We start from the raw sequence: 25,326 nt of genomic DNA on the forward strand, positions 1-25,326 counted from the left end.
CGCCTGATGGTGTTGCAAGCACGGCCGTCCCGGGCCTACCGGCTGGTCGCCGTGCGCGGGCTCTTCGGCGGAGGGAGGGTCAGCGCTGTGGCGGTGCGATCGGAACGATTCCGCGCGGCACCACCCGCAGGTACGGATCGCGATGAGCCGCAGCGATCTTCGATTCCGGATCTTTGCACGCGACGGTGACGTCACCGTTCGGCGCGGAGGAAAACGTCCATACCGTCACCCACTCCGCTCCGCCGATCGTCTCCGCCTTCTTCGCATCCGATGAACGCAGATCTTCGTTCCGCCCGGAACTATCGGTCACCGTGCAGCGAATGGCGTTGGCGGCCTGCCCCCACGCCGCGGGCGCCTTGATATCGAGCACCGCATCGGCGGGTACAGGGACTTTCTTCGCTTCGCCCAGCAAAATCCGGAGCCCGCCGTCCGCCGCTTCCTCGTCTTGCGCCTCGCTCGTCGTCGCCGGAGCGCTCGGGGCCGCGGCGGCACTCGGCGACGTCGATTCCCCGCTCGCCGACGAGTCGTCGGAACACCCGGCCACGGTGGCGGCGACCAGCGCGGGGATCGCCATCCAGCTCAGTTTCACAGTCAGACCTCTCGTCGTGCCCACTCACCGGTCGATTGGTTCGGATCAGCCAGGCACTGAGCATGACAACGAGGAAGAAGAAAATCTTGGATACACGCCGAGAAATCGGCAATCCGACCGCAATTCCCTGAAAGCGCCCCGCAGAGAAAGAAATCAGGTTCGATTACCGATCCCCTCGATCGGATCACAGATCATGTCCGGGCAATCGGCGTGCGGCCGAATGGTTCCCGTATCGCGGCGTGCCGGTGCGGCATCGGCTGGCTAGGATCGCACCCGTTGTCCGCCGTAAACCGGCCACTGGGAGGGCCCGATGACTTCGCCCGTGACGTTCGAGCCGATCGATCTCGCGCTCTCCGACGGCGTCGCCGACGCGTACTTCGCGCACCCGGACGACGGAGCGCGCCATCCCGGCGTGCTCTTCTTCATGGACGCCTTCGGCTTGCGCCCGTGGTTGGCCGAGATGGTGCGAACGATCGCCGGGCACGGTTACACGGTGCTGGCGCCGAACCTGTTCTACCGCTCCGGCCGCGCGCCGGTGCTGCCCATGCCGCAGCTGAGCGACCCGGACGCGCGCGACGCGTTCTTCGCCGCGCTCGGCCCGCTGCGCGCGGCGCTCACTCCGCAGAAGGCAATCGAGGACGCGGACGCATACCTGGACTGGCTCGCGGGCTCGCGGTTCGTCACGCCCGGACCGCTGGCCACGACCGGCTACTGCCTGGGCGGAAGGCTCGCACTGCGCACGGCGGCGGCCTTCGGCGATCGGGTAGCGGCGGCGGCCGGCTTCCACGGCGGCGGGCTCGCCGACGACCGCCCGGACAGCCCGCACCACGAAGCGGCGGGCATCACCGCGGAACTGTTCGTCGCCCACGCCGACCAGGACCCGTCCATGCCGCCCGAGCAGATCGCACGCCTCGAAGCCGCCTTGGACACCGCGGGCGTCCGGTACACCTCGGTGGTCTATCCCGGCGCGCAGCACGGCTTCACGATGCGTGACACCGCCGTTTTCCACGAGGACGCCTACGAGCGGCACCTGCGCGACCTGTTCGCCCTGCTCGACCGATCACTTCGCGCGACGGCGGAATGAATCTCGAATCATCCGATGTTTCGACCTACGGCGGCATCCGGTCCTACGCCGGGCCCGGCTTCGCGCAGCCCCGGTCAGCGGCCGATTCGGAGAGGCATTGCCCCTCGAACCGACGGGTCCGGATAGTGTGTCGGTAGGCGATCATCTGGAGGGCCACCATGGCGAACGTGTCGTGGGCAGCGGAACGCGACAGCGGATCGGGTCCGGGTCGTGGCTGACGGACCGGGCACCTCGGGCTCGCGCACGCTGCGCGCGGCCACGCTCAGCGGCTACCGGGAAGCCGCCTTCACCACCACGCCCGCGGCGCGCACCGCGCTGATCATCGCGGCGCTGCTGATCGCGGTAGTTCTGGCCTACGAGTCCGATGCCACCTCCCAGGACGGCGTCGACCACGGCTGGTTCGCCGCCCTCGCGCTGTCCGGCCTGTTCGTCGCCCGCGGGCTGCACCTGCGCCGGCCGATCACCCTCCCGCACCTCACGGCCGCGGCGCTGGTGCTGGTTCTCGCCCACCTCGCCTACCGCGCCGAGCATCCCGGCGCGGGCTTCGTCCTGCTCGCCGCCGCCGGCTTCGTCCTGGTGCTGCCGTTGGCGAGCAAACCGCAGCCCGAACAGGCGTATCGCGTGGCCGAACTGGTCGGCCGCACCGAGGGCGACCCGCTGGCGCCGTTCGCCCTGCATTCCGCCAAGACCTACTTCTTCGACTCGTCCTCGACCGCCGCCATCGGCTACCGCACCCGCTTCGGCGTCGCCGTGGTGGCGGGCGATCCGATCGGCGACCGCGCGGCGTTCCCCGAGCTGATCACGGCGTTCTCCGAATTCGCGGTCGACCACGGCTGGCGCGTCGCCGTGCTGGGCGCGAGCCCGGAACTGGCCGAGCTGTGGCGGCTGCGGGCGCTGGAGCACCGCGGATTGCGCGCGGTCCCGATCGGGCGCGACGTCGTGCTCGACGTGAACGAGTTCAACCTGGTCGGCCGCAAGTTCCGCAACCTGCGCCAAGCCGTGAGCCGCACCAAGAACTTCGGCGTCAACACCGAGGTGGTGGCCGAATCCGCGCTCTCCGAGGCGCGGCGGCGGGAACTGCTCGCCATCGTCGACGAATGGGAACGCGGCAGGCAGTCCCGCGGTTTCTCGATGATCCTGGACCATCTGCTGGACGGACGGAACCCGAACATGCTGGTGGTCATCGCCACCCAGGAGGACGGCAGCCCGGCGGGCTTCCAGCGCTACGGCATCTCCGGGCGTGGACGTGAACTGAGTCTCGACGTGCCGTGGCGGCGCAAGGACGCGCCCAACGGCCTGGACGAACGCATGATCGTCGATCTGGTCGATTACGCCGCCGCGCACGGCATCCGCCGGATCTCGCTGGCTTTCGCCCCGTTCCCGGAACTGTTCGCCGAGAAGCGGAAATCCCGCACGACACAGGCGGGCCTGTACCTGCTGGCGCATCTGGGCGATCCGCTGATCAGGCTGGAATCGCTCTACCGTTTCCTGCGCAAGTTCCACGCGCTGTCGGATGAGCGCTACGTGCTGGTCCGCTGGCGCGAGGTGCTCGTCGCCGCCGCGGCGCTGCTCACCCTCGAGTTCGCCCCGCACCGCCGCGAGTACTGAGCAGCCGCATGGAACTGACACACAGCGACGTGAAGGCCGCCGCCGAACGAGTAGCAGGGCTGGTCAGGCCGGTCGCCGTGGCGCAGGCCGACCATACGGGCGAGCTGTGGTTCGCGCTGGAGTTCCTTCAGCACACCGGCAGCTTCAAAGCCCGCGGCGCGCTGAATTTCCTGCTCACGCATCGGGAGAACGGCACGCTTTCCCCGGTGGGCGTGACGATCGCCTCGGGCGGCAACGCCGGACTCGCCTGTGCGTGGGCGGCTCGCAGTCAGGGCGTTCCCGCCACGGTGTTCCTGCCGACCACCGCGCCGCGCGTCAAAGTAGAGCGCCTCGCCTCCTACGGCGCCGACGTCCGTCTGGTGGGCACCCAATACGCCGACGCGCTGGCGGCCAGCCGCGATTTCGCCGACGCCACCGGCGCCCTGCTCTCGCACGCCTATGACAACCCCCTCATCGCCGGGGGCGCGGGCACCCTGATGACGGAGATCCACGAGCGGATTCCGGATCTCGACACCGTCGTGGTCGCCGTAGGTGGAGGCGGATTGTTCTCGGGCGTCGCCACCGCCGCCGCCCACTACGGCGTCCGCACCGTTGCCGTGGAGCCCGCCCGTTGCCGCGCGCTGCATGCCGCGATCGCGGCCGGAGAAGTCGTCGACGTCGAGGTCGACTCGGTCGCCGCCGACTCGCTCGGCGCCCGGCGGGTCGCGGAGATGGCGCTGACGGCCGCACAGCGCTACGAGGTGGACTCGGTGCTCGTCGACGACGCCGCGATCGTCGCCGCTCGCCGTGGCCTGTGGGACGAACGGCGACTCGCAGTCGAGCACGGTGCGGCGACCGCCTTGGCGGCGGTACTCGGCGAGGAGCCCGCATTCCGGCCCGCACCAGGCGAGCGGGTGTGCGTGGTGCTGTGCGGCGCGAACACCGATCCGTCGGATCTGGCCAGGTAGGACCGGCCGCCACGCCGTGTGACGGCTCGTCGGCGTATTTCCGACGAATCGGACGACACGGCGTTAGGCTCGCTGTCGTCTTCGATCCCGACGGAAGGCACAGCATGGCGCATACGTCACACATGGTTCCCATCGGCACCCCGCTACCGGACTTTTCCCTTCCCGATCTCGACCAGCGGATCTACTCCCGGGACGATTTCGTGGACGGGCCGGGTCTGTTGGTCGTCTTCGCCTGCAACCACTGCCCCTACGTCAAGCACATCGAGGCGGCGCTCGGCGAACTGGTCGACTCGCTGCCGTCCATGCCGACCGTGGCGATCTGCACCAACGACGCGTCCGCCTACCCGGACGACGCGCCGTTGCGGCTGCGTGACCAGGCGATCCGCGCGGGGTGGACCTTTCCCTACCTCGTCGACGAAGCCCAGGACGTGGGCCGGGCATTCCGCGCCGCCTGCACCCCCGACTTCTTCCTCTACGACGCGAACCTCGAACTCGCCTACCGCGGCGCGTTCGACGAATCGACGCCCGGCAACGGGAAACCACTGACCGGAGACGACTTGCGCACGGCCGTCGAAGCCGTGCTCGCGGGCGGGCCCGCCCCGGAACCGCACCGGCCGAGCATGGGGTGCTCGATCAAGTGGCGAGACGCCTGAGTCCCTTCCCGCGTTCGCGCACCCGCCGGACGGCGGCGCGCCATGCCAGCTGCGGCACGGCGGCCGACAACCTGGCGAACTCCCCGAGGTTGTCCGGCTCGATCACGGTACGGGCCTGCTGCGCGGTGGCGGCGAGCCGGACCGCGCGCGACGCCTTGCCGACGTGGCCTGCGTCGTAGGGCGGCTGCGGGTCGTATTCGATGATCAGCTGAGCCGTTTCGGCCTGCTCCGCGCCGAAGGTCTCCCCCACCAGCCACAGGGCCAGGTCGATGCCCGCGGAGACCCCCGCGGCCGTGACGATCTTTCCGTCGCGCACGATCCGTTCGCCAGGTCTCGCGTCGGCTCCGAGTCCGCGCAACGCGGACTGGGCCAGCCAGTGCGTCGTGGCGGGCCGTCCGTTCAACAGTCCGGCGGCGGCCAGCACCAGCGAACCCGTGCACACCGACGTCGTCCAGCGGGTGCCCCGGTGCGCGCTGCGCAGCCAGGCCAGCAGCGCGTCGTCGACCGCCGCCGCCGCCGAGCCGGGACCACCGGGCACGAGCAGGATGTCCGGTGCGGGCGTCTCGTCGAACGAATGCGTGGCGCCCAGCACGAGCACCCCGCTGTCGGTGGTGATCGGCCCCGGCTCGTGCCAGACGAATCGGATCTCCGCGCCCGGCGCGAAACGCAGCACCTCGTACGGGCCGATCGCGTCGAGCGCGGTCATCCCCGGATAGGTCACGATCGCGATCCGCACCGCCTTGCCCGCTACGCGCCCTTCGGATCCGGTCATCGTCGACCCCGTTCGCCGAAACTCTGTGAGACGAGAAGAGAACCAGCGTTTCATTGCGCCGAACCGGTGTCAATCACCGCCGAGAGCGCCATGATGTGCGGAGCAACCCCGCTGTGTTCCGGAGGAAAGGACTACCGGTGACCAATCCAGGCGACTCGGGCTCGGTCGCGCGTCGTTATGTCGAGGCGATCGGTGCGCAGGACTGGCAGACCGTCGCGGACTGCTGGCGGCCCGGCGCGCGCGACGCGTTCGTCGGCGTAGCCGATCTGCGCGCTCCGGACGAGATCGTGGCCTTCTTCCGCGACGTGCATGCCGCGGTCCCCGACCTGACCGTGCACATCCTCTCGGTCACCGCGCAGGACGAGCGCGCCGTCGTGCACTGGCGGATGCAGGGCCGGTTCGACGGCACCGTGCCCCTGATCGGGCTGGCGCCGAACGGAAGGCGGCTCGACCTCCTCGGCACCGACGTGTTCGTCGTGCGCGAGGGGCTGATCGAGTCGAACACCGCGATCGTCAACGGGCTCGACCTCGCGCGACAGCTCGCCGTCCTGCCCCCGCAGCATTCGATCGCCGAGCGAGTGCTGTTCGGGCTCGCCAATTCGATTGCCCCACTCGGCAAAGCGATCCGCGCGAGGAACCGTTCCGGACGATGATCCGATGCTGCCGAACCGGCCGCGGTGAGGGACACTGTTCCCGACACCGGGGATGGAAAGGGGTGGGACGTTGGCGACGATCGTCCTCGTACACGGCATCGCGCAGGAACAGGAATCGGCCGACACCTTGGAGGCGCGCTGGTTGCCCGGACTCGCGGGCGGGGTACGCAACCACGGCGCACCCGAGCTCGCGGATCGATTGTGGCGCAATGGTTCCCCCGGCGACTTGTCGACCCGCATGGCCTTCTACGGCAACAAGTTCCTGGTCGAAGGGTCGCAGGGCGCCGGAACCGAACTCGACGACGCGCAACTGGACCTGATGGAGCAGCTCGCCGCCGAATGGCTGGCGACCGCCGCGGCGCACGCGGGCGACGAGCGTGACCGGGCGACCGCCCGCCGCCTCGGCACCGCCCCACCGCCGGACGCGGTGGCGCAGGGGCCGCAGGCGAGCCTGCGGCCCGCGCTCAACGCGCTGATGCGGTTGCGGTGGTTCGCGCCGTTCGGTTTCGGGTTGGCGCAGAAGTTCGTCATCCGCGCCCTGTCCCAGGTCGCCCGCTACTTCACCGACGACGACGTGCGCGAGTACGCCCAGCGGCAGGTGCTCGACCAGATCGGTCCCGACACCCGCCTGGTCGTCGCGCATTCCCTCGGCAGCGTGGTGGCCTACGAGGCGCTGCACCGCACCGACCATCCGGTCACCCTGCTGACCATGGGATCGCCGCTCGGCCTGCGCACGGTCGTCTACGACCGGCTGCGCCCGCAGCCGAGCGCCGTGCCGAAATCGGTGACGGGCTGGCACAACCTGGTGGACGAGGACGATCTCGTCGCGGCGCACCTGGACCTCACGCCGTTCTTCCCGCCCTGCCCCGGTGGCGCCGTCGTTCCGGTCACCGCGCAGTACTTCGACAACGGCGCGTCGCCGCACGACTCGACCAGCTATCTGATCAAGGCGGTCACCGGCGGCATCGTCGCGCAAGCGCTCGGCCACTAGCGGCTCTCGAATTCCGCTGCGAGCGCGATTGTTTCACCGCTCGCGCGGACCCGGCGGTCGCGCCGGAGCAGGTACACCGCGAGTGCCACGCCCAGGCCGGTGAGTGCCGCGCCGACCAGGTAGAGCGACCGCAGACCCGGCCCGTCGCCGAGGACCCAGCCGCCGATCCGGCCCGCGCCCGCCGCGGCGAGCTGGAATCCCGACGCGTTCACCGCGACGGCCAGGGTCGGCGCGGCCGTGGCCGCGGCGATCACCCGGGTCTGCATACCCGGGATGATCGCGAAGGCCAGTGCACCGAGCGCGAAGATCAGCGGTGCCACGAGGATGCGGACGTCGCCCGCCGTCCAGAGCAGCACCAGCACGATGGCGAGCGCGGCGAGCAGCGCGGTCACCGAGGGCAGCAGCGCCCGGTCGGCGAGTCTGCCGCCGAGCTGGGTGCCGACCACCGCGCCGAAGCCGTAGACCAGCAGCAGGATCGGCACCGCCCCCGCGGGAAAGCCGCCGACCTCGGTGAGCAGCGGCGTGATGTAGGTGAAGACCATGACCACGCCGATATTTCCGACGGCGGTGAGCGCCAGCGCCCAGAGCACGTCACGATCGGTGAACACGCGCAGTTCCCGCCCGGCCGAAACGGCGGCCGATCCCGGTGAGTCCGGCATGAAGCGCAGCACCAGGGGAAGCGCCAGCGCCGCGCACAGCGCCACAGCCGCGAAAGTCGCTCGCCAGTCCAGGCTCTGACCGATGGCCGCGCCCAGCGGCGTTCCGAGCACGATGCCCAGATTCATCCCGAGGGCCACGCGCGCCACGGCCGCGGCTTCGGATCCTGGCCGAGCGGTCGACACGGCCGTGGCGATCGCGACCGCGAAGAAGGTGGCGACGACCGAGCCCGCCGCACAGCGCGTCACCAGCAGCACAACGTAATTCGGCGCGAGAGCCGAACCCGTGTTCGCCAGTATCGACACCAGTATCAACCCGATGACCAACGGCTTGCGCGCCACCCGCGCGGTCAGCACGGTGACCACCGGACCGCCGACGATCATGCCCACCGCGTACGCCGTCACCAGCGCGCCCGCCGCGGCCACCGAGACGGCCATGCCGTCCGCGACGTCGGGCAGTATGCCCGCGATCACGAATTCGCCGGTGGTCAGGCTGAACACGACCAACATGAGAGAGAACACCGCGGACCGCATCACACGCCTTCCAGATAGTTCTAACTGTAATGATTTGAACTAGAACTATCACAGTTCGAATCGAAGGCGCTAGACTCGGAGCAATGACGCGGCAGCCGGACCCCGTGGTGGACACCGAACTCGACCGCGACGTGTGCAAGCTGGTGCACCAGTTCACCCACCGGCTCGACGTGCACGTCCGCCGCGTCGCCGAGCAACTCGACCTCACCCCTTCGCAAGTGATCGCCCTGCGCGAACTGTCCGAGGCGATCACCGCCAGGGAGCTGGCGGCGCGAATGTCGTGCGAGCCGTCCAACGCGACCTTCGTGCTGGACCGGCTCGAGCAGCAGGGCTTGGTCCGCCGCGAGCCGCATCCCACGGACCGGCGCGCGAAACAGATCGTGCTGACACCGGCCGGTCAGCGGCGGCGCGACGACGCGCTCGAATTGCTCGGCGCGAACTCACCGCTGATCGCACTGAACGAAGCGCAGCAGGAGGCCCTGCGCGACCTCCTGCTCACCATGGCCGCCGATACCGAGAGCTGATCGAGGCCCGCCCTGCGCGGTTACCGAACACTCTGCGACAGATGAGCTTTCGCGTCCTCGTAGTCTCCCGCGGGGGCCGCCTCGTCGCGGGTGTAGACCAGGTGCAGCACGCCGGTGTCGAAGGTCCGCGAGGACAGCAGGCGCAGCGGAACCGTGGGCGCGCCGTCCTGGAACAAGCGGTCGCCCTTGCCGACCGCGATCGGGTGCACCAGCAGGTGCAGTTCGTCCAACAGCCCGGCGGCCAGCAGCTGACGGACGACCGAGACCGAGCCGCTCATGCCGATGTCCCCGCCCGGTTCGTTCTTCAACGCCGTCACCGCTTCGAGCAGGTCGCCGCGAAGCACTTCGGAATTGCGCCAGGTGAAGTCGAGATCCTGGCGCGTCACCACGATCTTGCGCGCGTCGCCCAACTTCTTCGCGAACGCCGCGTCCGCATCGCCCGCCGCTTCGCGCTCCGGCCACGCGCCCGCGAAGCTGTCATAGGTCTTGCGGCCGAGCAGCAGGGTGTCGGCGGCGCCGAGCTGGGCATCGACCGCCGCGCCCATGGCGTCGTCGAAGTACGGGAAGTGCCAGTCCTGCGGGTCCTCGATGACGCCGTCGAGGGCGATGAACAGACCTGCGGTGATTTTCCTCATGTGCGTTGCTCCTGGATCAGGTGACGGTTGCTGTCGCTTGATCCGACGGGGCGGCGCGCGAGAACTCATCGGTGGGCGTGCGCGATTCGGCTCCGCCCGGCACGAAGGCGTCGCTATCCGGCCCGGTGCGCATCCGAACCGTGGAAGGCCGCCCGGTAGCTGTGCGGACTGGTTCCGACCACCCGTTTGAAGCGATCGCGGAACGCGGTCGGCGAACCGAACCCGACCTGACCCGCGATCCGGTCGACGGGATGAGTGGTGGCTTCGAGCAGATGCTGCGCCTGCCGGATACGCGCGCGCAGCAACCACTGCAACGGCGTGGTCCCGGTGTGCTCGCGAAAACGGCGGTTGAGCGTGCGGGTGCTCATCCCGGCATGGGCGGCGATGTCGTCGAGGGAGATGTCCCGCGCGCAGTTGTCCTGGATCCATCGCAGCACCGGCTCCAACGCCGAGCCGCGCGGCGTCGGCGGCTGGTCGTGCACGATGAACTGCGCCTGGCCGCCTTCCCGCTCCAGCGGGACAACCGATTTCCTGGCCGCGTCGGCCGCGACCGCCGAGCCGTAGTCCTTGCGGATCATGTGCAGGCACATGTCGATGCCCGCCGCCGCACCCGCCGAGGTGAGCAGCGAGCCGTTGTCCACGTACAGCACGTCGGGGTCCACGTCGATGGACGGATGGTCGGCCGCGAGCGCCGCGGCGGCGAGCCAGTGCGTGGTCGCACGATGGCCGTCCAGCAATCCGGTCGCGGCCAAGATGAAGGCGCCGGAACAGATCGAGGCGATGCGGGTACCCGCCGCCGCGGCCCGGCACAGGGCGTCGATCACTTCCTCCGGCACCAGCAGGCCCGGGTCGGCGCAGCCCGGCAGGACGATCGTGTCCGCCTCGGCCAGCGCGTCGAGCCCGCGCGGCGCCAGCAGCGTGAACACGCCCGCGTCGACCGTCGGTGCGCACGCGCAGACCAGCACGCGGTACGCCGGCCTGCCGTCGGGCAACCGCGTGCGGCCGAACACCTCCACCGGCGTGGCCAGATCGAACGCGATCACTCGGTCCAGGGCGAGTACGACCACGGTGTGCATGGCAATAGCGTAGTAGGCCGGTCGATTCCGGCCAACGGTCACCACCTGGCTTTCGACAGATACTTGCAGTTCACTGATTTGGCGAGAATTGATCGGTATATGGCGCTTTCGCCAATTCCTCCGGCCCGCCATCATGGCTAATCTCGACCGCCGTGACTAAGTTCCTGCTCTCGGTCCACGTGCTCGCCGCGATCATCGCCGTAGGCCCCGTAACGGTGGCGGCCAGCATGTTTCCCGCCACCACCCGCCGCGCTCTCGCCGACCCCGGGACCGGCCACAGCCCCGCCGTCCTCGGTACTTTGCATCGCATCTGCCGGGTCTACGCCCTGCTCGGCCTCGTCGTCCCGGCCTTCGGTCTGCTCACCGCGCTCAGCCTCGGCGTGCTCGGCGACACCTGGCTGGTGGTGTCGATCGGATTGACCGCCGCCGCGGCAGGCGTGCTCGCACTGCTCGTGCTGCCCGGGCAGCAGAAGGTCCTGGCCGACCTCACCGGGGCCACCCCCACGCTGATCCGCCGCCTCGCCATGGACGCCGGGGTGTTCAACCTGCTGTGGGCGGTGGTCACCGTCCTGATGATCGTCCGGCCCGGCTCGACCACCGGAGCGTGAGACTCAGTCGGGCAGGTAACGAACCGCCATCGTGCGGTCGCGCACGACCATGATCGGGCAGGCCACCGACAGCAGCAACGCCTGGCTGGTCGAGCCGAACAGCATTCCGGCGAACCCGCCGCGGCCCCGGCTGCCGACCACGAGCAACTGGGCCCGCTCGGAGCGTTCGAGCAGACAGCGCTCGGGCCGGTCGGTCACGATCTCGCGCCGGATCTCCACGTCGGGAAACCGCTCCTGCCATCCGGCGAGGCTTTCCGCGAGCACGATCTGCTTCTCGGCGTCGGTCGCGCTTTCGGCGTTCGCCGAGGGCACCTCGACGCCGGTCCACCCGTGCAGCGCCAGCAGGGGCACACTCCGCGCCGAGGCCTCGTTCAGCGCCGCTTCGATGGCGGGTTCACTGATCTCGGTACCGTCCACCCCGACGATCACCGGCTGCTTCCTGGCTTCCCCGGTGAGCGGCGCCCCTTCCCGGACCACGACCACCGGGCAGCGCGCCCGCCGCGCCAGCGCCGCGCTGACCGATCCGAGCAGGGCGCGGCGCACGGTGCCGCGTTCGCGGGTGCCGACGACCATCATCCGCGCCGGGCCGGTGCGGTCCAGCAGCGCCGGTCCGACCGGCTCGTGCACGAGTTCGGCGCTGACCTCGATGTCGTGCAAGGCGCGGACCGCGATGTGCGCCTCCTCGCGTGCGGTGTCCAGCACCCAGCGGCCGTGCCCCTCCAGCCGCGCGTAGTCGGTGCTGGTGAGCGGCTCGGTCACCCCGGGCCCGTAATCGGCGACCGGGTCCAGAACGTGCACCAGACGCAGCGGCGCCCGGTGCTGCGCGGCGGCCTGCGCTCCCCACGCGACCGCCGCAGCGGAACCGGCGGACCCGTCCACACCGACGACGATCGGGCCGTTGCTTCGCATGCTCACTTCCTTTCCGGACGAAAGAATCGAGCTCGGCACCCGACGCTGCCGGCCGGGAAGGTCGGCCTCAACCGCCGAGAACGGCGCACGCATAGCCCAGATGGACGCCTTCACCGACCTGGAGGTCGATACTCGCCACGTAGGGCGGATACGGCTCCTGCACCGCGCTGATCGTGTGCGGTCCCTCCGTGGCGGGTATCCAGTCGATCAGGGCGACACCGCCGGAGGGCCGGACCGTGCCGAACGGAATCCCGTTGTCGTAGAACACGACCGGTGCCACCACGTCGGTCACGGTGGCCCGCGCGGTGTAGAGACAGCCCGTCCCGTAGTTCGTCGCCAACCCGAAATTGACGCCGGGATACATCCCGACCTGGGTCACCGTGGCTCCGGCCGACGGCGGCTCGGCCATCGTGACCGCCACGATGGCTCCGATCGCCGCCGCTATCGCACCAACTCGTCTGCGCATTCGGATGGTCCTGTCGGTCGTGATTCGCTCTTCGTCGAACGGGCGCCGGCCACGCGCACCGGCGCGACAAACTAGATCCTCACTCCCGCACGGCCTCGGCGGGGCCCGAACCGCCGAATCGCGATCCCATCGGCACATCCGGTGCCGCCTGATCGGGTCGTGTCGTCGCCGCATGGTTGTGTGTCCGGAGGTGTTCGGCGAGAACGACGGAGGTGCGGCGTGGTAGCGATCGACTTCGAGCGGAGGGTGCGCGCAGCGAGGGCGGTGTCGGTCTGGCGTTCGGCCACCGCCGCGGGGCTCGGCGGCGTGCCGCCGACGGCACTGGTGCTGGCGGGGATCGTCAGCGTGCAGGTGGGCGCGGCGGTGGCGAAACAACTCTTCTCGACGACCGGCGCGGCCGGGGCGGTCATGCTGCGGCTGGTCTTCGCCGGCATCGTCCTGCTGGTGATCTGGCGCTCGTCGCTGCGGGTAGCGCGGGGTGCGCTGCCGGTCGTGCTCGGGTACGGCTCGGTGCTCGCCCTGATGAACCTCTCGTTCTACGAGGCGATCGACCGGATCCCGCTCGGTATGGCGGTGACCATCGAATTCCTGGGACCGCTGACCGTCGCGCTCGCCGGATCGCGGCGCTGGATCGACCCGCTGTGGGCGGTGCTCGCCGGAGCCGGAGTGCTGCTGCTGACCAGAGCGGACGGCGACGTGGACTGGGTCGGCGTGTTGTTCGCGCTGGCCGCTGCGGCGTGCTGGGCGGGCTACATCCTGCTGAGCGCCGCGCTCGGCGAGCAGACCAGCGGCGGCGGCGGGCTGGCGCTCGCGATGGCCTTCGGCGGGCTGATCATGCTGCCGGTCGGCGTCATCGACGCGGGCGCCGCGCTGTGGCAGCCCGCCGTGCTCGCCACCGGATTCGCGGTGGCGATGCTGTCGTCGGTCCTGCCGTATTCGGTGGAACTGGAAGCGCTGCGCCGGATCCCGCCCCGCGTCTTCGGCGTGCTGATGAGCCTGGAGCCCGCGGTCGCGGCGATCGCGGGCTTGGTCGTGCTCGGCCAGGTCATGAACCTCGGGCAGTGGGCAGGCGTGGCGTGCGTGGTCGCGGCGTCGGCGGGGGCGACGCGGACCGAAGCGAAGGATTGAACCGCGGCGAGGCTCGGACCCGTCTCAGCGCTGCTGCCGAGACGCACCCGGCTGCCCGGCGTCACGGTGCTCGTCACGGGCCGTCTCGGGGTCTTCCGCGATCAGGCTGCCGAGCAGGGCCAGGGAGCGCTCGGAGGGTGATCCCGGTTCCGGGTGATAGGCGATCAGTATCTGGCCCGGCGCGCCGTTGACGCTGAACGTCTCGTAGGACAGCGTCAGATCCCCGACCATGGGGTTACGGAAATGTTTGACCCCCGCGGTTTTCGCTCGCACGTCGTGGCGTGCCCACAACTGCCGGAACTCCTCGCTCTTCAGCGACAGCTCCCCGACCAATTCGGTCAAGCGCGGGTCGTCCAGGTCGGCCCCCGCGGTCGCCCGCAGGCTCGCGACGGTGTCGGCCGCGATGGTCGGCCAGTCGGCGTAGAGATCGCGCGCCTCGGGGTCGAGGAAGACCATGCGCACCTGATTGACGCCCGGAACCGAGCACGAGTTGACCGCAGCCGCCAGCGGATTCGCCGCCAGGACGTCCAGGTATCTGCCGAGTACCAGCGCGGGCGTGTTCGGCCACGCGTCCATCAGCCGTACCAGCCCCGGCGCCGCCCGTTCGGGCCGTCGCGGCGCGCGCGCTCGCTTGACCGTGGGCCGCGCCAGCTCCCGAAGATGCGCCGTACCTTCCTCGTCCAGTGTGAACACTCGCGCCAGCGCGGCGATGACCTGCTCGGAGGGATGCCGGTCACGCCCCTGCTCCAGGCGCACGTAATAGTCGGCGCTCACCCCCGCGAGCAGGGCGATCTCCTCCCTGCGCAGCCCGGCGACGCGCCGCTGACCGCCACCGGACATCCCGAAATCCTCCGGTCGGACCAGCTCGCGACGCGCACGCAGGAACGCGCCCAGTCGATTGTCGGAGTTCATGATCCGAGCCTAGGTGAGGCGCGGCGCGCCTGGGTGGCCCCGCGACTACCAGGAAGTCCGCAGCCTGTCAGGCGGGCGCGCGGGGGCGGAACGTAGTGGACATGACGAACAACAACCTCACCGGCCGCGTCGCGGTCGTCACCGGAGCATCGAGTGGAATCGGCGCCGACACCGCACGGCAGCTCGCACAGGGCGGCGCCAAGGTCGCGCTACTTGGCCGACGCAAGGATCGCATCGAGGAACTCGCCGCCGAGATCGGCGGTGACGCGCTCGCGGTGGTCGCCGACGTCGGCGACCAGCAGTCCGTGCGAGACGCCGCCGCCACGGTGCGGGCGGCATTGGGGCCCGTCGACCTGGTCGTCGCGAACGCGGGCGTCATGCTCGCCGCACCGTTCGAGTCCGCGCTCACCGAAGAGTGGGACCAGATGGTCGGCACCAACATCAACGGCCTGCTCTACACCGCCAGAGCGTTCATCGATGACCTGCTCGCGGCCGCGACCGAGGGCGGGCAAGCGGATCTGGTGCTGGTCGGCTCGATCGGCGGGCACACGGTCTTCCCCAACTACGCCGTGTACACCGCCACCAAGGCCGCGGTCGCGCATCTGACCCGCAACCTGCGGGCCGAGTTCGGGCCACGCGGCGTGCGGGTCAAGAACATCGAACCCGGATTCGTCGGCACCGAGCTCGGCGCGGGAATGCAGGACGAGCAACAGCGCGCCGGGCTGGAGCAGTGGCGTACGGCGATCAAGATCCTGGAACCCGGCGACATCGCCGCCGCGATCGCCTACACGGTCGGCGTGCCCCGGCACGTCAACATCGCCGAACTCGTCGTCGTCCCGACACAGCAGGGCTGATCACCGGCTCATCCACTGCTACAGTCCGGCGGATGACGGACGTTGCCCCGGTACTGCGCCGCGCCCGGCCCGAGGACGCCTCGGCGATCGCCGAGATCTGGTATCCGGGCTGGCGCGACGCGCACCTGGGCAACGTCCCCGACACCCTGCTGGCCGTCCGTCCACGCGACTCGTTCGACACCCGCGCGGCCGAGCGCGTCGGCGACACCGTCGTCGCCACCGTGGACGGCGTAGTGGCGGGCTTCGTCATGGTCGACGAGGACGAGGTCGACCAGGTCTACGTAGCCGCCGCACACCGCGGCACCGGCTCGGCCGCCCTCCTGCTCGCCGCCGCCGAACAGCGCGTCCGCGCCAACGGGCACGACCGCGCCTGGCTCGCGGTCGTCCCCGGCAACACCCGCGCCCGCCGCTTCTACGCAAAGCAGGGCTGGACCGATCAAGGCGCCTTCATCCACGCGGCCCCCGGCCCCAACGGACCGGTTTCGGTCCCCGCCCACCGGTACACCAAGCCCGTCTGAGCTAGTCGAGGTCCGCCCACCCAGGCCAAGGCCGCATGCCCTCGTAACCACGGATATAAGCGAGGCGGCGCAGCGCTTGGAGCTGGTAGGTGGAGTCGATGGCGGCGGCCCGCATCGACTGCAGGGCCATCCGGAACTCCTGGATGTCGCGCAGCAGGTAGAACCCGTCCCAGCGCATCACGTCGCGCCCGTACCCGCCGCAGAATTCGGCGTACTGCGCGGCGGTGATCTCGGCAGCGGTCCAGCATTCGATCGCCGCGTGCACTAGGTCCCATTCCGGCGGGCCGATCGCCGCTTGTCCCATGCCGACCAGGATCACGTCCCCGTCGTCGCCGACCACCACGCTCTGGTCCCAGTCGGCGCCTTTGACCACCGACCACGGCAGGCCCGACGGGAGCGTCTTCCAGCGCCCGCGCAATTCCTCCAGGTGTTTGTGCAGCCATCGCCGGTCGTCCTCGGACACAGTCCGCGCGGCGGCGATCTCTTCCTCCACCCGAGCCAAAGGCGACATCCGGCGTAGCTCGAACCCGGGCAGCGGCAGCCGGTGCAGCTGCCCCAGCGCCCTGGCCACCTCGGCGGGCGTGCCGGGATGGTGCGGCGGCAAGTCCTGCCAGAAGGTCACCGGGCAGCCCTCGACCACCACCGGCTGCGGGATGTCCGGGACCACACGCGCCGCCGACACCCCACAGGTCTCGAGCCATCGAGCCACGGCGACTTCCCGCCCCGTCACCAGCTTTTGCCCACGCAGGCCGATCCGCACGACGATTCCGTCGCGCAGCCGGTACACCCCGCGCGTTTCCGCCGGTTCGGCATCGCTCGCATCGATCCCGACGCTCACACACGCGGCACGCAGAATCGACCGCATCCCGTTACCCGCGATCCCTGCGGTCATGTCAGCCTCCCAAGCCCCGCGCTCCCCTCTGGGGAGCAGTAGCGCATCTCGGCTTCGAGCTTCATGGCAGCCATCCAGATACCGGGGGGCTAACACCCCATTTTCCCTGCTCAGTGGACATTACCCCGGCAATTCCACCGCAGTCAGCAACCAAACAGAATCCGCCCGTTTCGCCCGAATTGACGTTTTCTCAGCCACGGGCCATCACCTTCGTCCACCCCGGCCCGCGCCATGCTTACAAAGAAAGCCCCTTGCCGGAAACGCCGCGAGAGACGCTTACAAGATGCCTTCGTTCAGGTCATATGCGTTCACCAGGGCGCAATGGCCAATGGAGGCCCGAAGCGATTTGCCGTCCAGCGTGGCTACCCGGGGCGACCGCGCTCAGCGACTCCTGGTTCGGGTCCGAAAAGAGCAGAACCGCCACAGAGCAATCTTTGAGCAACATTTCTGAGGTGGCGCTGGTATCGGCTCACTTAGGCCTGATTTCGTCGGCCCCGAACGCAACCCACGGTGACGAGGCCGGAGGCGGAACTAGCCGGGCGGGGCATGGGAGTTGCACCCCACCAAGCACCTGCGGAACGCAGCGAGGCACTCGTGGGGCTGCCAGGAATCGAACCCGCTCCCCTGGTCGTGACGTCGAATCGCGGTCTACCTGCGAAAAACACATCCATGGCGAATCGCGTTCGAACACGGGTGACTGTCAGCAGAATGCGGGCACGGGCTAAGCAGGTTCAGGCGGTCGGTCGTACGCGTCGACAGCGGCCTTGGACGTCGAGGAGTCCTGCAACACCAGTTCCCACGGACCGGAGTTGATCTCGAAACTCTTGCCGAACCCGACCCACTTCCCTGCCATCCGAGCGCCGGTCAACTCGATCAGCAGTTGAATCGCGCCGTGGTAGTACGCGCCCCGGTAGTAACCATCCTGGGCGGTGTGCTCGCTCCATGTGCCCGTAGCCACGTGCCCGTCTACGGTCAGGTCCATCTCCATGGACGATTGCGCGGAGTTCGGCAGGCTGCGCACCGTCAGGCGGTTGTCGTGCTGGAGCACCACGACGTGATGCACAGCCGTGAACGTCGCGTCACGACCGGAGGAGTAGTACTCGTACCGGGACAGCCAGATGCCCGAGTAATTGCCAGGCGTCCTTGGGCGCCGCCCGGCGGCGACCTGCTCGGGTGCGACTTCGCCGATAGCCGAGTCGACCACGGTCCCCTCCTCACCGCCGGAGAGACTTCGGCCGGCCATCACGGCACCGAAGCCGAGGGACTCGATCGGTAGGCGCATGACCTTCTCCAGCGCTCGGGCGTGCGACGGCCGCGGATTGCTTGTGAGCCCTGATTCCCAGCGCTGCACAAGGCGTTTCGTGGCACTGGCACACCCGGCATCCCGGAGTGCCCGCGCGAGGTCGTCCTGGCTCATCAAACGCGCGTTCCGGGCCGCGCGGAGAGCCGTATTCGGTGCCGAAGCCATGTCGCCACGTTAGCCCTTTGACGCCTAAATGTCGCCCTGAATAGAGGCGGATTGACGCCCGTTACGTCATCGCACGGACACGGCTTGTCGACCGACTCTGAATCTGGCCCCGCCGTCGGGTCGACCTTCGAATCCTCGGCGTCGGGTGCCCACCAACCACACCACAACGTGCAGAGGGGTCACCGAATGACCACAGAGCCCGCAACCGTCCTTATCGTCATGGCCGCCGTTGGGGGACTGCTGATCCTGCTGTTCTGGGTACTGCCCTGGCTACTCGAACTGGGCGACGACCCGGACGAGTCCGTACCGGCGCGTGACATCCTCGCGCGTATCGAGGAGGAGCAGCGATGACGACACGGCGCAGTTGGATACAGGACTACTGCGAGGACAGCAACATGCCTGCCGACGAGCAGCACGCACAGGGCCTGATGAAGCTCCACGCCACCTGCACCCCGCCGTGCCCGCGCGAGCTGTCCGCTGAACGGTATCTCCGGGAGCGCGGCGAAGGCAGCACACCCGAGAGTCCGACAAGCGAGGTGCAGGAAAAGTGGGCGGAAATGTGGGCACGGCACCCAGCGAGACCGGCAAAGCGGCATGAAAAAGGCCCTTCACCTGCGGTGCAGGTGAAGGGCCTCTGAGTGGAGCTGCCGGGAATCGAACCCGGGTCCTCCGCCGCGTCTTCAGGGCTTCTCCGTGCGCAGTCCGCTGTGCCTCTACTCGGATCTCCGGGTCCCGCGAACAAGCCCGGATGACGATCCCAGTCGCTGTTCGATGTCCCGTCCTACTCCGCGACCGAGTAGGACGGTTAGCCCTCTAGCTGATGCCGGCACCGGAGCCGAGGGCATGCCCCGGGCCGACAGAGACGCTCTGCTGGTTAGGCAGCGAGAGCGTACTCGCGCTGATTGGAATCGGCGCTTAATTGGTTGCAACGACGCTTACGGTGGTCTCTTGCCTGCACCGACACGCTTCCCCTGAATCTACGTACGCAGTCGAAACCGTTCAGCCCCGTACGCCCCGGCACCTTGCCGGGCTGTTCATGTTAACACCGGTCAGAGCCAGGATCATCCCAATATCCGGTGGGGGCGACTGCCAGGACGTCGGCCACGCCACGCAGATCAAGCGGCGATCGACTGGGGAGGATGGAGCACATCCGCCGACCATCTCCCCCGATCGAGACCGAATCCCGCCACCACCACCCGTCGGCGAGCACCGCGCGTTCGAGCACCCGAACCTTCTCGGATGCTGGTGGTCGATTCTCCCGGTTCGACGACCAACCCGACTTACACTGCACGAGCCGTACGATCGGCTCTGAGCAGCGGATCTCGATTTCAGACTAAGGAAACACTTTGGCAGTTCGCACCATTCGGGACAGGTTGCTGCGCCTGTCCGCCCTCACCGTCATCGCCGGACTCGTCCTGACCGGATGCTCCGCACTACGCGACAAGTCGGCCGAAGGAATCGAGCCGGGTGTCACCGCGGACCCGTGCCCGAACGCCGTCGACACCCGCAAGGGGTGTATCTATCTCGGCGTGCTGTCCGATCTGACGAGTGGGCCGTTCGCCGCGCTGGGCAAGGACATTCACAACGGCCAGCTGGCGTTCTGGAAGGCCGTGAACGAGGCGGGCGGGATCGGCGGCAAGTACGAGGTGGACATCGCCACCTACACCGAGGACACGAACTACGATCTGCAGAAGCACGTCGAGACGTACCGGCGGATCGAGCCGCACGTACTGGCGCTCTCGATGAGTTTCGGCACCGTGCAGACGCAGAAGGTACTTCCCGAGATGGACGCGGCGAACATGGTCGCCATTGCCGGAACCCTGTGGTCGGGCTGGCAATTCGAGAACAGCGACAAGGGCCTGTTGCTGGAGTCCGGGTACTCCTACTGTTCGGAGGCGATCATCGCCCTGGACTGGATCGCCGAGCACCTGGCGAAGCCGAACTCGATCGCCACGGTGAGCTACCAGGGTGACTACGGCGGCGACTACTCCACCGGCGCGAAGAAATGGGCCTCCGCCAACCGCGTCGACATGGTGGCGCACATCGACACCGAGCCCAACACTCAGATCGGCAATCAGGACGCGGCGGTCGCCAAGATCCTGAACGCCGGAGCGGATCTCGTGCTCCTGGCCACGGGGCCCGCGGAGGCCGGCGAGATCATGGGCAAAACGGCGCTGGCCGGCTTCCCGGGCCGATTCCTGGGCTCGGGCCCGACCTGGAACGGCGGCTTGTTGAAAAGCCCTGCGGCGACGGCGATCACGGCACGCTACAACATGACCTCGCCGTTGGACGGCTGGGACGGTACCAGCGTGGGCGCCAAGAAGGCGCGGGCCTCGGCGACCAGGGAGCCCTCGACCTGGGGTTACAGCGCGGGCTGGATGTTCTCCTACCCGATGAAGGCGCTGCTCACCCGAGCGGTGAACGAAGGCAGGCTGACCCGCAAGGGCGTCCGGGGGGCGGTGCACGGCCTGCGCGTCGATTACGAGGGTGCGATTCCCGAATACATCTATGGCGCGGCCAAACCCGACCTCGCCCGTCAGCGAGCGGTCATCGAAGCGCCGGAGCAGACCGCGCCGCTGGGTGCGAAAACCCTTGCGGTCGCGTACCACGGCCCGACTCAGGACCGCATCACCCTCACCGAGCCCTGCGTGCAGCCGTAAGCGAGCCAGATATGCCTTTCCATCGTGTTTTCCGTCGACTACTTCGACTCGTAGCCGTTCCGCTCGCGCTCGGGCTCGTCCTGACCGCCGGGTGTTCGACTTCGACGCCCGCCGCCACACCGGGTGTCACCCGCGAACCATGTCCACACGCGATTCACCGCGACAAGGGCTGTATCTATCTGGGCGTGCTGTCGGACCTGAACAACGGCCCCTTCGCCCCGCTCGGAAAGTCCTTGCAGGAAGGGCAGCTCGCGTTCTGGAACGAGGTGAACAAGCAGGGCGGGATCGGCGGCTACGAGATCGACATCACCGCCTACACACGCGACACCGCCTACGACCCGCGCAGGCACGTCACGGAATTCGCGAACGTCGCGCCGCACGTGCTGGCGCTCGCGATGAGTTTCGGAACCGCGCAGACGCTGGCTGTCCTGCAGGAGATGGACGACGCGGATCTGGTGACCGGGGCGGGCACACTCTGGTCGGGCTGGCAGTATCGCTCCACCGATCGCGATCTGGTACTGGACGACGGGTTCTCGTACTGCACCGAAGCCGTGCTCGGCCTGGACTGGTTCGCGCAGAACCACTATCAGCCGCGCACCCTCGGCGTGGTCGCCTATCGCGGCAACTACGGTGGCGACTACGCCAGTGGGGCGCTCAAGTGGGCCTTGGACAACGGCGCCACGATCACCTCGCGCGTCGACACCGGGCCCAACACCGAGGTCGGCAATCAGGACTACCCGGTCGCCGCGATCATGGCCGACCCGCCCGATGTGGTCCTGTTGGCCACCGGGCCGGGCGAAGCCGCCGAGATCGTCGGCAAGCTGGCGAGATCCGGCTACGAGGGCCGGTTCCTGGGGTCCACTCCGACCTGGAACAGCGCGCTGCTCAAGACACCGGCCGCGCCCGCGCTCACGGCGCTGTACAACTACACCTCGCCGTTCGACGGCTGGGACGGCACGAGCACCGGAGCCCAGCGCGCCAGGAACGCCGCGACCAGCGAACCGACGAACTTCGGCTACAACCTGGGCTGGGCGATCTCCTATCCGATGAAGGCGCTGCTCACCAAGGCAGCCGAGTCGGGCGGTCTGGACCGGCCGACCTTGCGCAAGGCCCTGGCCGGGCTCACCGTGGATTCCGAAGGCATGGCGGCGCCGCAGATCTACGGCCGCGACGAACCCGACGTGGCAGCGCAGCGCGCGGTGGTCAACGTGCCCGACCCGTCCACGTCACTGGGTTCGCGCACGGTGGTCGCCGATTACCGCAGCCCCACGTTGAAGCGGATCGCGATGCGCGAGCCCTGCACGAGGTGATTCGCGCAGTCCTTGTGGCGCCCGCCGCCCGAGTGACCTTGCCTGCGGCAACGGGATTCGGCTGGGGCGGCAGTGTCAGTGGGAGTCAGGCGGCGGCAATGAGTGCGACCGCTGCCAGCGCGAGGACCAGGCCGAACTGCTGCTGCCGGTGGACCCGCTCGCCGAGCAGCACCATCGCCAGCAGCACGGTCACCGCCGGATACAGCGAGCCGATCACGCTCACCAGCGACAGCAGCGATCCGTGGAACGCGTACAGCAGCGCCGCGTTGCTGACGACGTCCAGCACGCTGATATAGCAGGCCAGCCGTAACGGTTCGCCGCGCAGCCTGCCGAACTCCCTGGCGACCAGCGCGGCGAGCCAGACGACTCCGGTGGCCGCGACACGCTGCATGAGCAGCGGCCACAGTCCCGAGTCCGCCGAAGTCTTGTGCAGGAAGACGAAGGCGAAGCCGTAGGCGGCGCCGGACCCGATGGTCAGCGCGGCGACGGTGCGGGTGAACCGCAGTTCGCGTCCGCCGGTGATCTCCTCGGTCACCTCGTCGGGCGATTCCCGGCTCACCAGGAGCACCGCGACCAGCGCGAACACGACGCCCGCGAAGGCGAGCGGACCGGGACGCTCGCCGGTCAGCAGCCCGACGAGCACCGGAATGCCCGCCACGAGCACCGCCGTCAGCGGCGACACCACCGCCATCGGACCATTGGCCAGCGCCGCGTAGAACCACCACACCGCGACGCCGCTCGCGACGCCCGCCGCCGCTCCCCACGCCAGCGACGCGGCGTCCGGCGTGCCCGACACGAACGGGAGCAGGGCGAGCACCAGCAGCACCGAGAACGGATAGGAGTAGATGACGACGCGCAGTGCGGTCACCCGCCGCGACGCCACACCGCCGTAGAAATCGCTCACGCCGTAGCCCACCGCGGCTGCCAGCGCGAGCAGGACGGCGGTCACTTCATACCTTTGACCCGCCGTCCCAGCTCGCGGGTGACTTCTCGCTCGGCGGTGCGCCGAGCCAGGTCCTGGCGCTTGTCGTAGTCCTGCTTACCCTTGGCCAGCGCCAGTTCGACCTTCACCTTGCCGTCGGAGAAATACATCGACAGCGGCACCAGCGTCTGGTTGCCCTCTCGCGACTTGCCGACCAGTCGCTCGATCTCGCGCTTGTGCAGCAGCAGTTTGCGCACCCGGCGCGGCGCGTGGTTGGTCCAGGTGCCGTGGCTGAACTCGGGGATGTGCAGCCCACGCAGCCACACCTCGCCGTTGTCCACCGTCGCGAAGGCGTCCACCAGCGAGGCCTTGCCCTCCCGCAAGCTCTTCACCTCGGTGCCGACCAGCGCGATCCCGGCCTCGTAGACGTCCAGGATCGTGTAGTTGTGCCGCGCCCGGCGGTTGGTCGCGATGACCTTACGCCCCTTCTCCTTCATAACGGTCCACTCTAAGTGACCCGGCAACCAAATTATTCCCGCAGGTCGCGGACGCACTAGCCACCCTGATGCAGCACGATGTAGAGCGCGAGGACAGCGAGGAACAGCACAAGCAGGGCCACCGTCGACATCCGCGGTGCGCCGGGACGCTCCGGCGGCGGCCTGCGCCGCAGCCACACGTTCTCGACCGACGGATCGCTCCTGCCCCGGATCTGCGGCGGCGCGTCCGGAGCCTCACCCCCTGCGGAGCCGGAGGAAACATCTTGGCCCTCATCGCTGGAACCCTCACCCGGTGCCATAGCCAGCACGGTAGCCGCGATGACGGTGGCGCGCCGCAATTCCCGCGCCGCGCAACACAGTTGGAACTCAGGCCAGGCGCCGCCGGAACGCCTCGGCGGATGCGCCGGTCGCCAGGTCGACGGTGTGCACGCCCAACTCGACCCCGCCCTGGGTGAGTTCGAGAATCATGAAGCCCAGCTCGTGGTAGTTCTCGTACAGCGCACTGTTGCCCGCGCTCGCGGTGAGCCGCGGCTCCGCGCCGACTGTCTTCGCGGCCGCGCCCGACACGATCTGCCTGGTTCCCTTCGACGCCGCCGTGGGTTCGAGCACCTGCAGCGAGTGATCGTGCCCGGACAGGATGAACTGGCACCGGCCGATCACATGGTCTTCGATGAAGCGTTTCACGTGCACGCCGTTGATCGGCTCCAGAGACAGGCCCTCGTAGCGGCCCGCGTCTCCGTGCGGGCCGTTGCTCAGATACGGCTGGTGCGTGCAGGCGATCTTCCACGGGGCGGGCGACTCGGCGATGGCGCGGTCGAGCCAGTCGCGCTGCTCGTTCATGAACTGCCCGTCGACCGCCCAATAGGGCGAGAAGACCGGTGGCACGTAAGCGGCCAACGGATTGACATCGAGGACGAAGAACTCGACGACGGGGTTCCGCTCCGGGATCCGCACCGAGTAGTAGCGGCTCGGCATCCACCAGCGTCGAGAGCTGGCGTGGTACTCCACCTCGGCATTGCCGCGCAGCAGCCACCCGCCGTCGCCGCCGAGAACCGAACTGTTGTCGTGGTTGCCGAGAACCATCAGCCAGGGGAAGTCCAGTCCGGCGTTGGGATTCTCGAACTTGTCGGCGAACTGGACGTCGGCGGCACTGTCGGGCCCGTGCTCGTAGATGTTGTCGCCGAGACCCAGTGCGAGCGAGACGGGTTCACGGCCGTGGTGTGCGCGCATGGCGTCGGCTACCGCCCATTGGGTGCGGGTGCCGGTGCCCGCGTCGCCGGTCACCAGCACCCGTACCCGACGATCCTCCGGGAAGGGGAACTTGCTGACGCCTTCGGCGACGGGTACCGCCTGCGCGGGCGTCCGGCCGACCAGCGTCGCCCCGGCCGCGAGGGTGGCCGCACCGGCCAAGAACTCCCGGCGCCCGATCGTCTCGCTCACACAGTCCTCCACAGTCTTCG

General features: G+C 68.9%; 29 protein-coding genes and 1 other RNA gene. 15 read left to right on the plus strand and 15 right to left on the minus strand.

Going from position 1 to position 25,326, the window contains the following annotated elements; translation table 11 throughout:
• Positions 1–79 precede the first annotated feature (79 nt).
• Complete coding sequence (locus IU450_RS13410; RefSeq protein WP_195150138.1) at positions 80–589, minus strand: hypothetical protein; 510 nt, start codon at positions 587–589, stop codon at positions 80–82.
• Positions 590–899: 310 nt separating this feature from the next.
• On the opposite strand from IU450_RS13410, the gene IU450_RS13415 reads away from it, so the two are divergent.
• The 4 genes from IU450_RS13415 (at position 900) to IU450_RS13430 (ending at position 4,881) form a co-directional block, all read left to right on the plus strand.
• The gene (locus tag IU450_RS13415) at positions 900–1,673 is read left to right on the plus strand and encodes a dienelactone hydrolase family protein (protein ID WP_195150139.1); all 774 of its coding nucleotides are present in this window, start codon (positions 900–902) and stop codon (positions 1,671–1,673) included.
• A 210-nt stretch (positions 1,674–1,883) separates the two neighbouring features.
• Positions 1,884–3,281, plus strand: a complete 1,398-nt coding sequence (locus IU450_RS13420) for a bifunctional lysylphosphatidylglycerol flippase/synthetase MprF (protein WP_324197657.1) — start codon at positions 1,884–1,886, stop codon at positions 3,279–3,281.
• A gap of 8 nt (positions 3,282–3,289) precedes the next feature.
• Positions 3,290–4,228: a threonine/serine dehydratase gene (locus IU450_RS13425; protein ID WP_195150140.1), complete on the plus strand. Its 939-nt coding sequence runs from the start codon at positions 3,290–3,292 to the stop codon at positions 4,226–4,228.
• Positions 4,229–4,332: 104 nt separating this feature from the next.
• Positions 4,333–4,881: a thioredoxin family protein gene (locus IU450_RS13430; protein WP_195150141.1), complete on the plus strand. Its 549-nt coding sequence runs from the start codon at positions 4,333–4,335 to the stop codon at positions 4,879–4,881.
• Here IU450_RS13430 and IU450_RS13435 read toward each other — a convergent pair.
• The gene (locus tag IU450_RS13435; protein ID WP_195150142.1) at positions 4,862–5,653 is read right to left on the minus strand and encodes a DJ-1/PfpI family protein; all 792 of its coding nucleotides are present in this window, start codon (positions 5,651–5,653) and stop codon (positions 4,862–4,864) included. The genes IU450_RS13430 and IU450_RS13435 overlap by 20 nt on opposite strands.
• Positions 5,654–5,790: 137 nt before the next feature.
• Here IU450_RS13435 and IU450_RS13440 point away from each other — a divergent pair, with 137 nt between their 5' ends.
• The gene (locus tag IU450_RS13440; protein WP_195150143.1) at positions 5,791–6,306 is read left to right on the plus strand and encodes an ester cyclase; all 516 of its coding nucleotides are present in this window, start codon (positions 5,791–5,793) and stop codon (positions 6,304–6,306) included.
• A gap of 70 nt (positions 6,307–6,376) precedes the next feature.
• Positions 6,377–7,297, plus strand: a complete 921-nt coding sequence (locus IU450_RS13445) for a hypothetical protein (RefSeq protein WP_195150144.1) — start codon at positions 6,377–6,379, stop codon at positions 7,295–7,297.
• Here the strand turns inward: IU450_RS13445 and IU450_RS13450 are convergent.
• Positions 7,294–8,463 carry an MFS transporter gene (locus IU450_RS13450; protein WP_228834534.1) on the minus strand — a complete coding sequence of 390 codons (1,170 nt, stop codon included), beginning with the start codon at positions 8,461–8,463 and terminating at the stop codon, positions 7,294–7,296. The genes IU450_RS13445 and IU450_RS13450 overlap by 4 nt on opposite strands.
• 107 nt (positions 8,464–8,570) lie before the next feature.
• Here IU450_RS13450 and IU450_RS13455 point away from each other — a divergent pair, with 107 nt between their 5' ends.
• On the plus strand, positions 8,571–9,011 hold the full coding sequence (locus tag IU450_RS13455; RefSeq protein ID WP_195096677.1) for a MarR family winged helix-turn-helix transcriptional regulator: 441 nt from the start codon (positions 8,571–8,573) through the stop codon (positions 9,009–9,011).
• A gap of 20 nt (positions 9,012–9,031) precedes the next feature.
• Here the strand turns inward: IU450_RS13455 and IU450_RS13460 are convergent, their stop codons facing one another.
• Both IU450_RS13460 and IU450_RS13465 read right to left on the minus strand, forming a co-directional pair.
• On the minus strand, positions 9,032–9,646 hold the full coding sequence (locus IU450_RS13460; protein ID WP_195150146.1) for a dihydrofolate reductase family protein: 615 nt from the start codon (positions 9,644–9,646) through the stop codon (positions 9,032–9,034).
• Positions 9,647–9,759: 113 nt separating this feature from the next.
• Complete coding sequence (locus IU450_RS13465) at positions 9,760–10,722, minus strand: GlxA family transcriptional regulator (protein ID WP_195150147.1); 963 nt, start codon at positions 10,720–10,722, stop codon at positions 9,760–9,762.
• 152 nt (positions 10,723–10,874) lie between these two features.
• Here IU450_RS13465 and IU450_RS13470 point away from each other — a divergent pair, with 152 nt between their 5' ends.
• A complete protein-coding gene (locus IU450_RS13470; RefSeq protein WP_195150148.1) occupies positions 10,875–11,330 on the plus strand; it encodes a hypothetical protein in 456 nt (151 codons plus the stop codon).
• A 3-nt stretch (positions 11,331–11,333) separates the two neighbouring features.
• Here IU450_RS13470 and IU450_RS13475 read toward each other — a convergent pair whose 3' ends face one another.
• A complete protein-coding gene (locus IU450_RS13475) occupies positions 11,334–12,239 on the minus strand; it encodes a universal stress protein (protein WP_195150149.1) in 906 nt (301 codons plus the stop codon).
• Positions 12,240–12,306: 67 nt separating this feature from the next.
• Positions 12,307–12,705: an Ig-like domain repeat protein gene (locus tag IU450_RS13480; RefSeq protein WP_195150150.1), complete on the minus strand. Its 399-nt coding sequence runs from the start codon at positions 12,703–12,705 to the stop codon at positions 12,307–12,309.
• Positions 12,706–12,924: 219 nt separating this feature from the next.
• Here IU450_RS13480 and IU450_RS13485 point away from each other — a divergent pair, with 219 nt between their 5' ends.
• A complete protein-coding gene (locus IU450_RS13485; protein ID WP_195150151.1) occupies positions 12,925–13,833 on the plus strand; it encodes an EamA family transporter in 909 nt (302 codons plus the stop codon).
• Between the two features lie 24 nt (positions 13,834–13,857).
• Here IU450_RS13485 and IU450_RS13490 read toward each other — a convergent pair whose 3' ends face one another.
• A complete protein-coding gene (locus IU450_RS13490; RefSeq protein WP_195150152.1) occupies positions 13,858–14,745 on the minus strand; it encodes a helix-turn-helix transcriptional regulator in 888 nt (295 codons plus the stop codon).
• Positions 14,746–14,846: 101 nt separating this feature from the next.
• On the opposite strand from IU450_RS13490, the gene IU450_RS13495 reads away from it, so the two are divergent.
• Positions 14,847–15,599, plus strand: coding sequence for an SDR family oxidoreductase (locus IU450_RS13495; protein ID WP_195150153.1), 753 nt, complete (start codon positions 14,847–14,849; stop codon positions 15,597–15,599).
• A 32-nt stretch (positions 15,600–15,631) separates the two neighbouring features.
• Positions 15,632–16,117 (plus strand): GNAT family N-acetyltransferase, encoded by a 486-nt coding sequence (locus IU450_RS13500; protein ID WP_195150154.1) that lies wholly within the window; start codon positions 15,632–15,634, stop codon positions 16,115–16,117.
• Between the two features lies 1 nt (position 16,118).
• Here the strand turns inward: IU450_RS13500 and IU450_RS13505 are convergent, their stop codons facing one another.
• Positions 16,119–17,009: a phosphotransferase gene (locus IU450_RS13505; RefSeq protein WP_195150155.1), complete on the minus strand. Its 891-nt coding sequence runs from the start codon at positions 17,007–17,009 to the stop codon at positions 16,119–16,121.
• 721 nt (positions 17,010–17,730) lie between these two features.
• Complete coding sequence (locus IU450_RS13510; RefSeq protein ID WP_195150156.1) at positions 17,731–18,477, minus strand: helix-turn-helix transcriptional regulator; 747 nt, start codon at positions 18,475–18,477, stop codon at positions 17,731–17,733.
• A gap of 186 nt (positions 18,478–18,663) precedes the next feature.
• Here IU450_RS13510 and IU450_RS13515 point away from each other — a divergent pair, with 186 nt between their 5' ends.
• Together IU450_RS13515 and IU450_RS13520 are read left to right on the plus strand one after the other, a co-directional pair.
• The gene (locus IU450_RS13515) at positions 18,664–18,828 is read left to right on the plus strand and encodes a hypothetical protein (RefSeq protein ID WP_195150157.1); all 165 of its coding nucleotides are present in this window, start codon (positions 18,664–18,666) and stop codon (positions 18,826–18,828) included.
• Positions 18,825–19,115, plus strand: a complete 291-nt coding sequence (locus tag IU450_RS13520; protein WP_195150158.1) for a hypothetical protein — start codon at positions 18,825–18,827, stop codon at positions 19,113–19,115. Before IU450_RS13515 ends, IU450_RS13520 begins: the two co-directional genes overlap by 4 nt.
• On the opposite strand, the gene ssrA is transcribed toward IU450_RS13520, so the two are convergent.
• Positions 19,114–19,484: a transfer-messenger RNA gene (gene ssrA, locus IU450_RS13525) on the minus strand. The genes IU450_RS13520 and ssrA overlap by 2 nt on opposite strands.
• Before the next feature lie 339 nt (positions 19,485–19,823).
• On the opposite strand from ssrA, the gene IU450_RS13530 reads away from it, so the two are divergent.
• Both IU450_RS13530 and IU450_RS13535 read left to right on the plus strand, forming a co-directional pair.
• On the plus strand, positions 19,824–21,137 hold the full coding sequence (locus tag IU450_RS13530) for an ABC transporter substrate-binding protein (protein ID WP_195150159.1): 1,314 nt from the start codon (positions 19,824–19,826) through the stop codon (positions 21,135–21,137).
• A 185-nt stretch (positions 21,138–21,322) separates the two neighbouring features.
• Entirely contained in the window at positions 21,323–22,447 is a 1,125-nt protein-coding gene (locus IU450_RS13535) for an ABC transporter substrate-binding protein (RefSeq protein WP_324197658.1), read from the plus strand.
• A gap of 85 nt (positions 22,448–22,532) precedes the next feature.
• Here IU450_RS13535 and IU450_RS13540 read toward each other — a convergent pair whose 3' ends face one another.
• The 4 genes from IU450_RS13540 to IU450_RS13555 all read right to left on the minus strand — a co-directional run bounded on the left by IU450_RS13540 (position 22,533) and on the right by IU450_RS13555 (position 25,306).
• Entirely contained in the window at positions 22,533–23,396 is an 864-nt protein-coding gene (locus IU450_RS13540) for an EamA family transporter (protein ID WP_195064765.1), read from the minus strand.
• Positions 23,393–23,866 (minus strand): SsrA-binding protein SmpB, encoded by a 474-nt coding sequence (gene smpB / locus IU450_RS13545; RefSeq protein ID WP_195150161.1) that lies wholly within the window; start codon positions 23,864–23,866, stop codon positions 23,393–23,395. The genes IU450_RS13540 and smpB overlap by 4 nt, the downstream gene beginning before the upstream one ends.
• Positions 23,867–23,922: 56 nt before the next feature.
• Complete coding sequence (locus tag IU450_RS13550) at positions 23,923–24,165, minus strand: hypothetical protein (protein ID WP_195034746.1); 243 nt, start codon at positions 24,163–24,165, stop codon at positions 23,923–23,925.
• 67 nt (positions 24,166–24,232) lie between these two features.
• Positions 24,233–25,306, minus strand: a complete 1,074-nt coding sequence (locus IU450_RS13555; protein ID WP_324197659.1) for a metallophosphoesterase — start codon at positions 25,304–25,306, stop codon at positions 24,233–24,235.
• Positions 25,307–25,326: the final 20 nt, after the last annotated feature.

The sequence above is a fragment of the Nocardia abscessus genome, from assembly GCF_015477775.1.
Classification (GTDB): Bacteria; Actinomycetota; Actinomycetes; order Mycobacteriales; family Mycobacteriaceae; genus Nocardia; species Nocardia abscessus_A.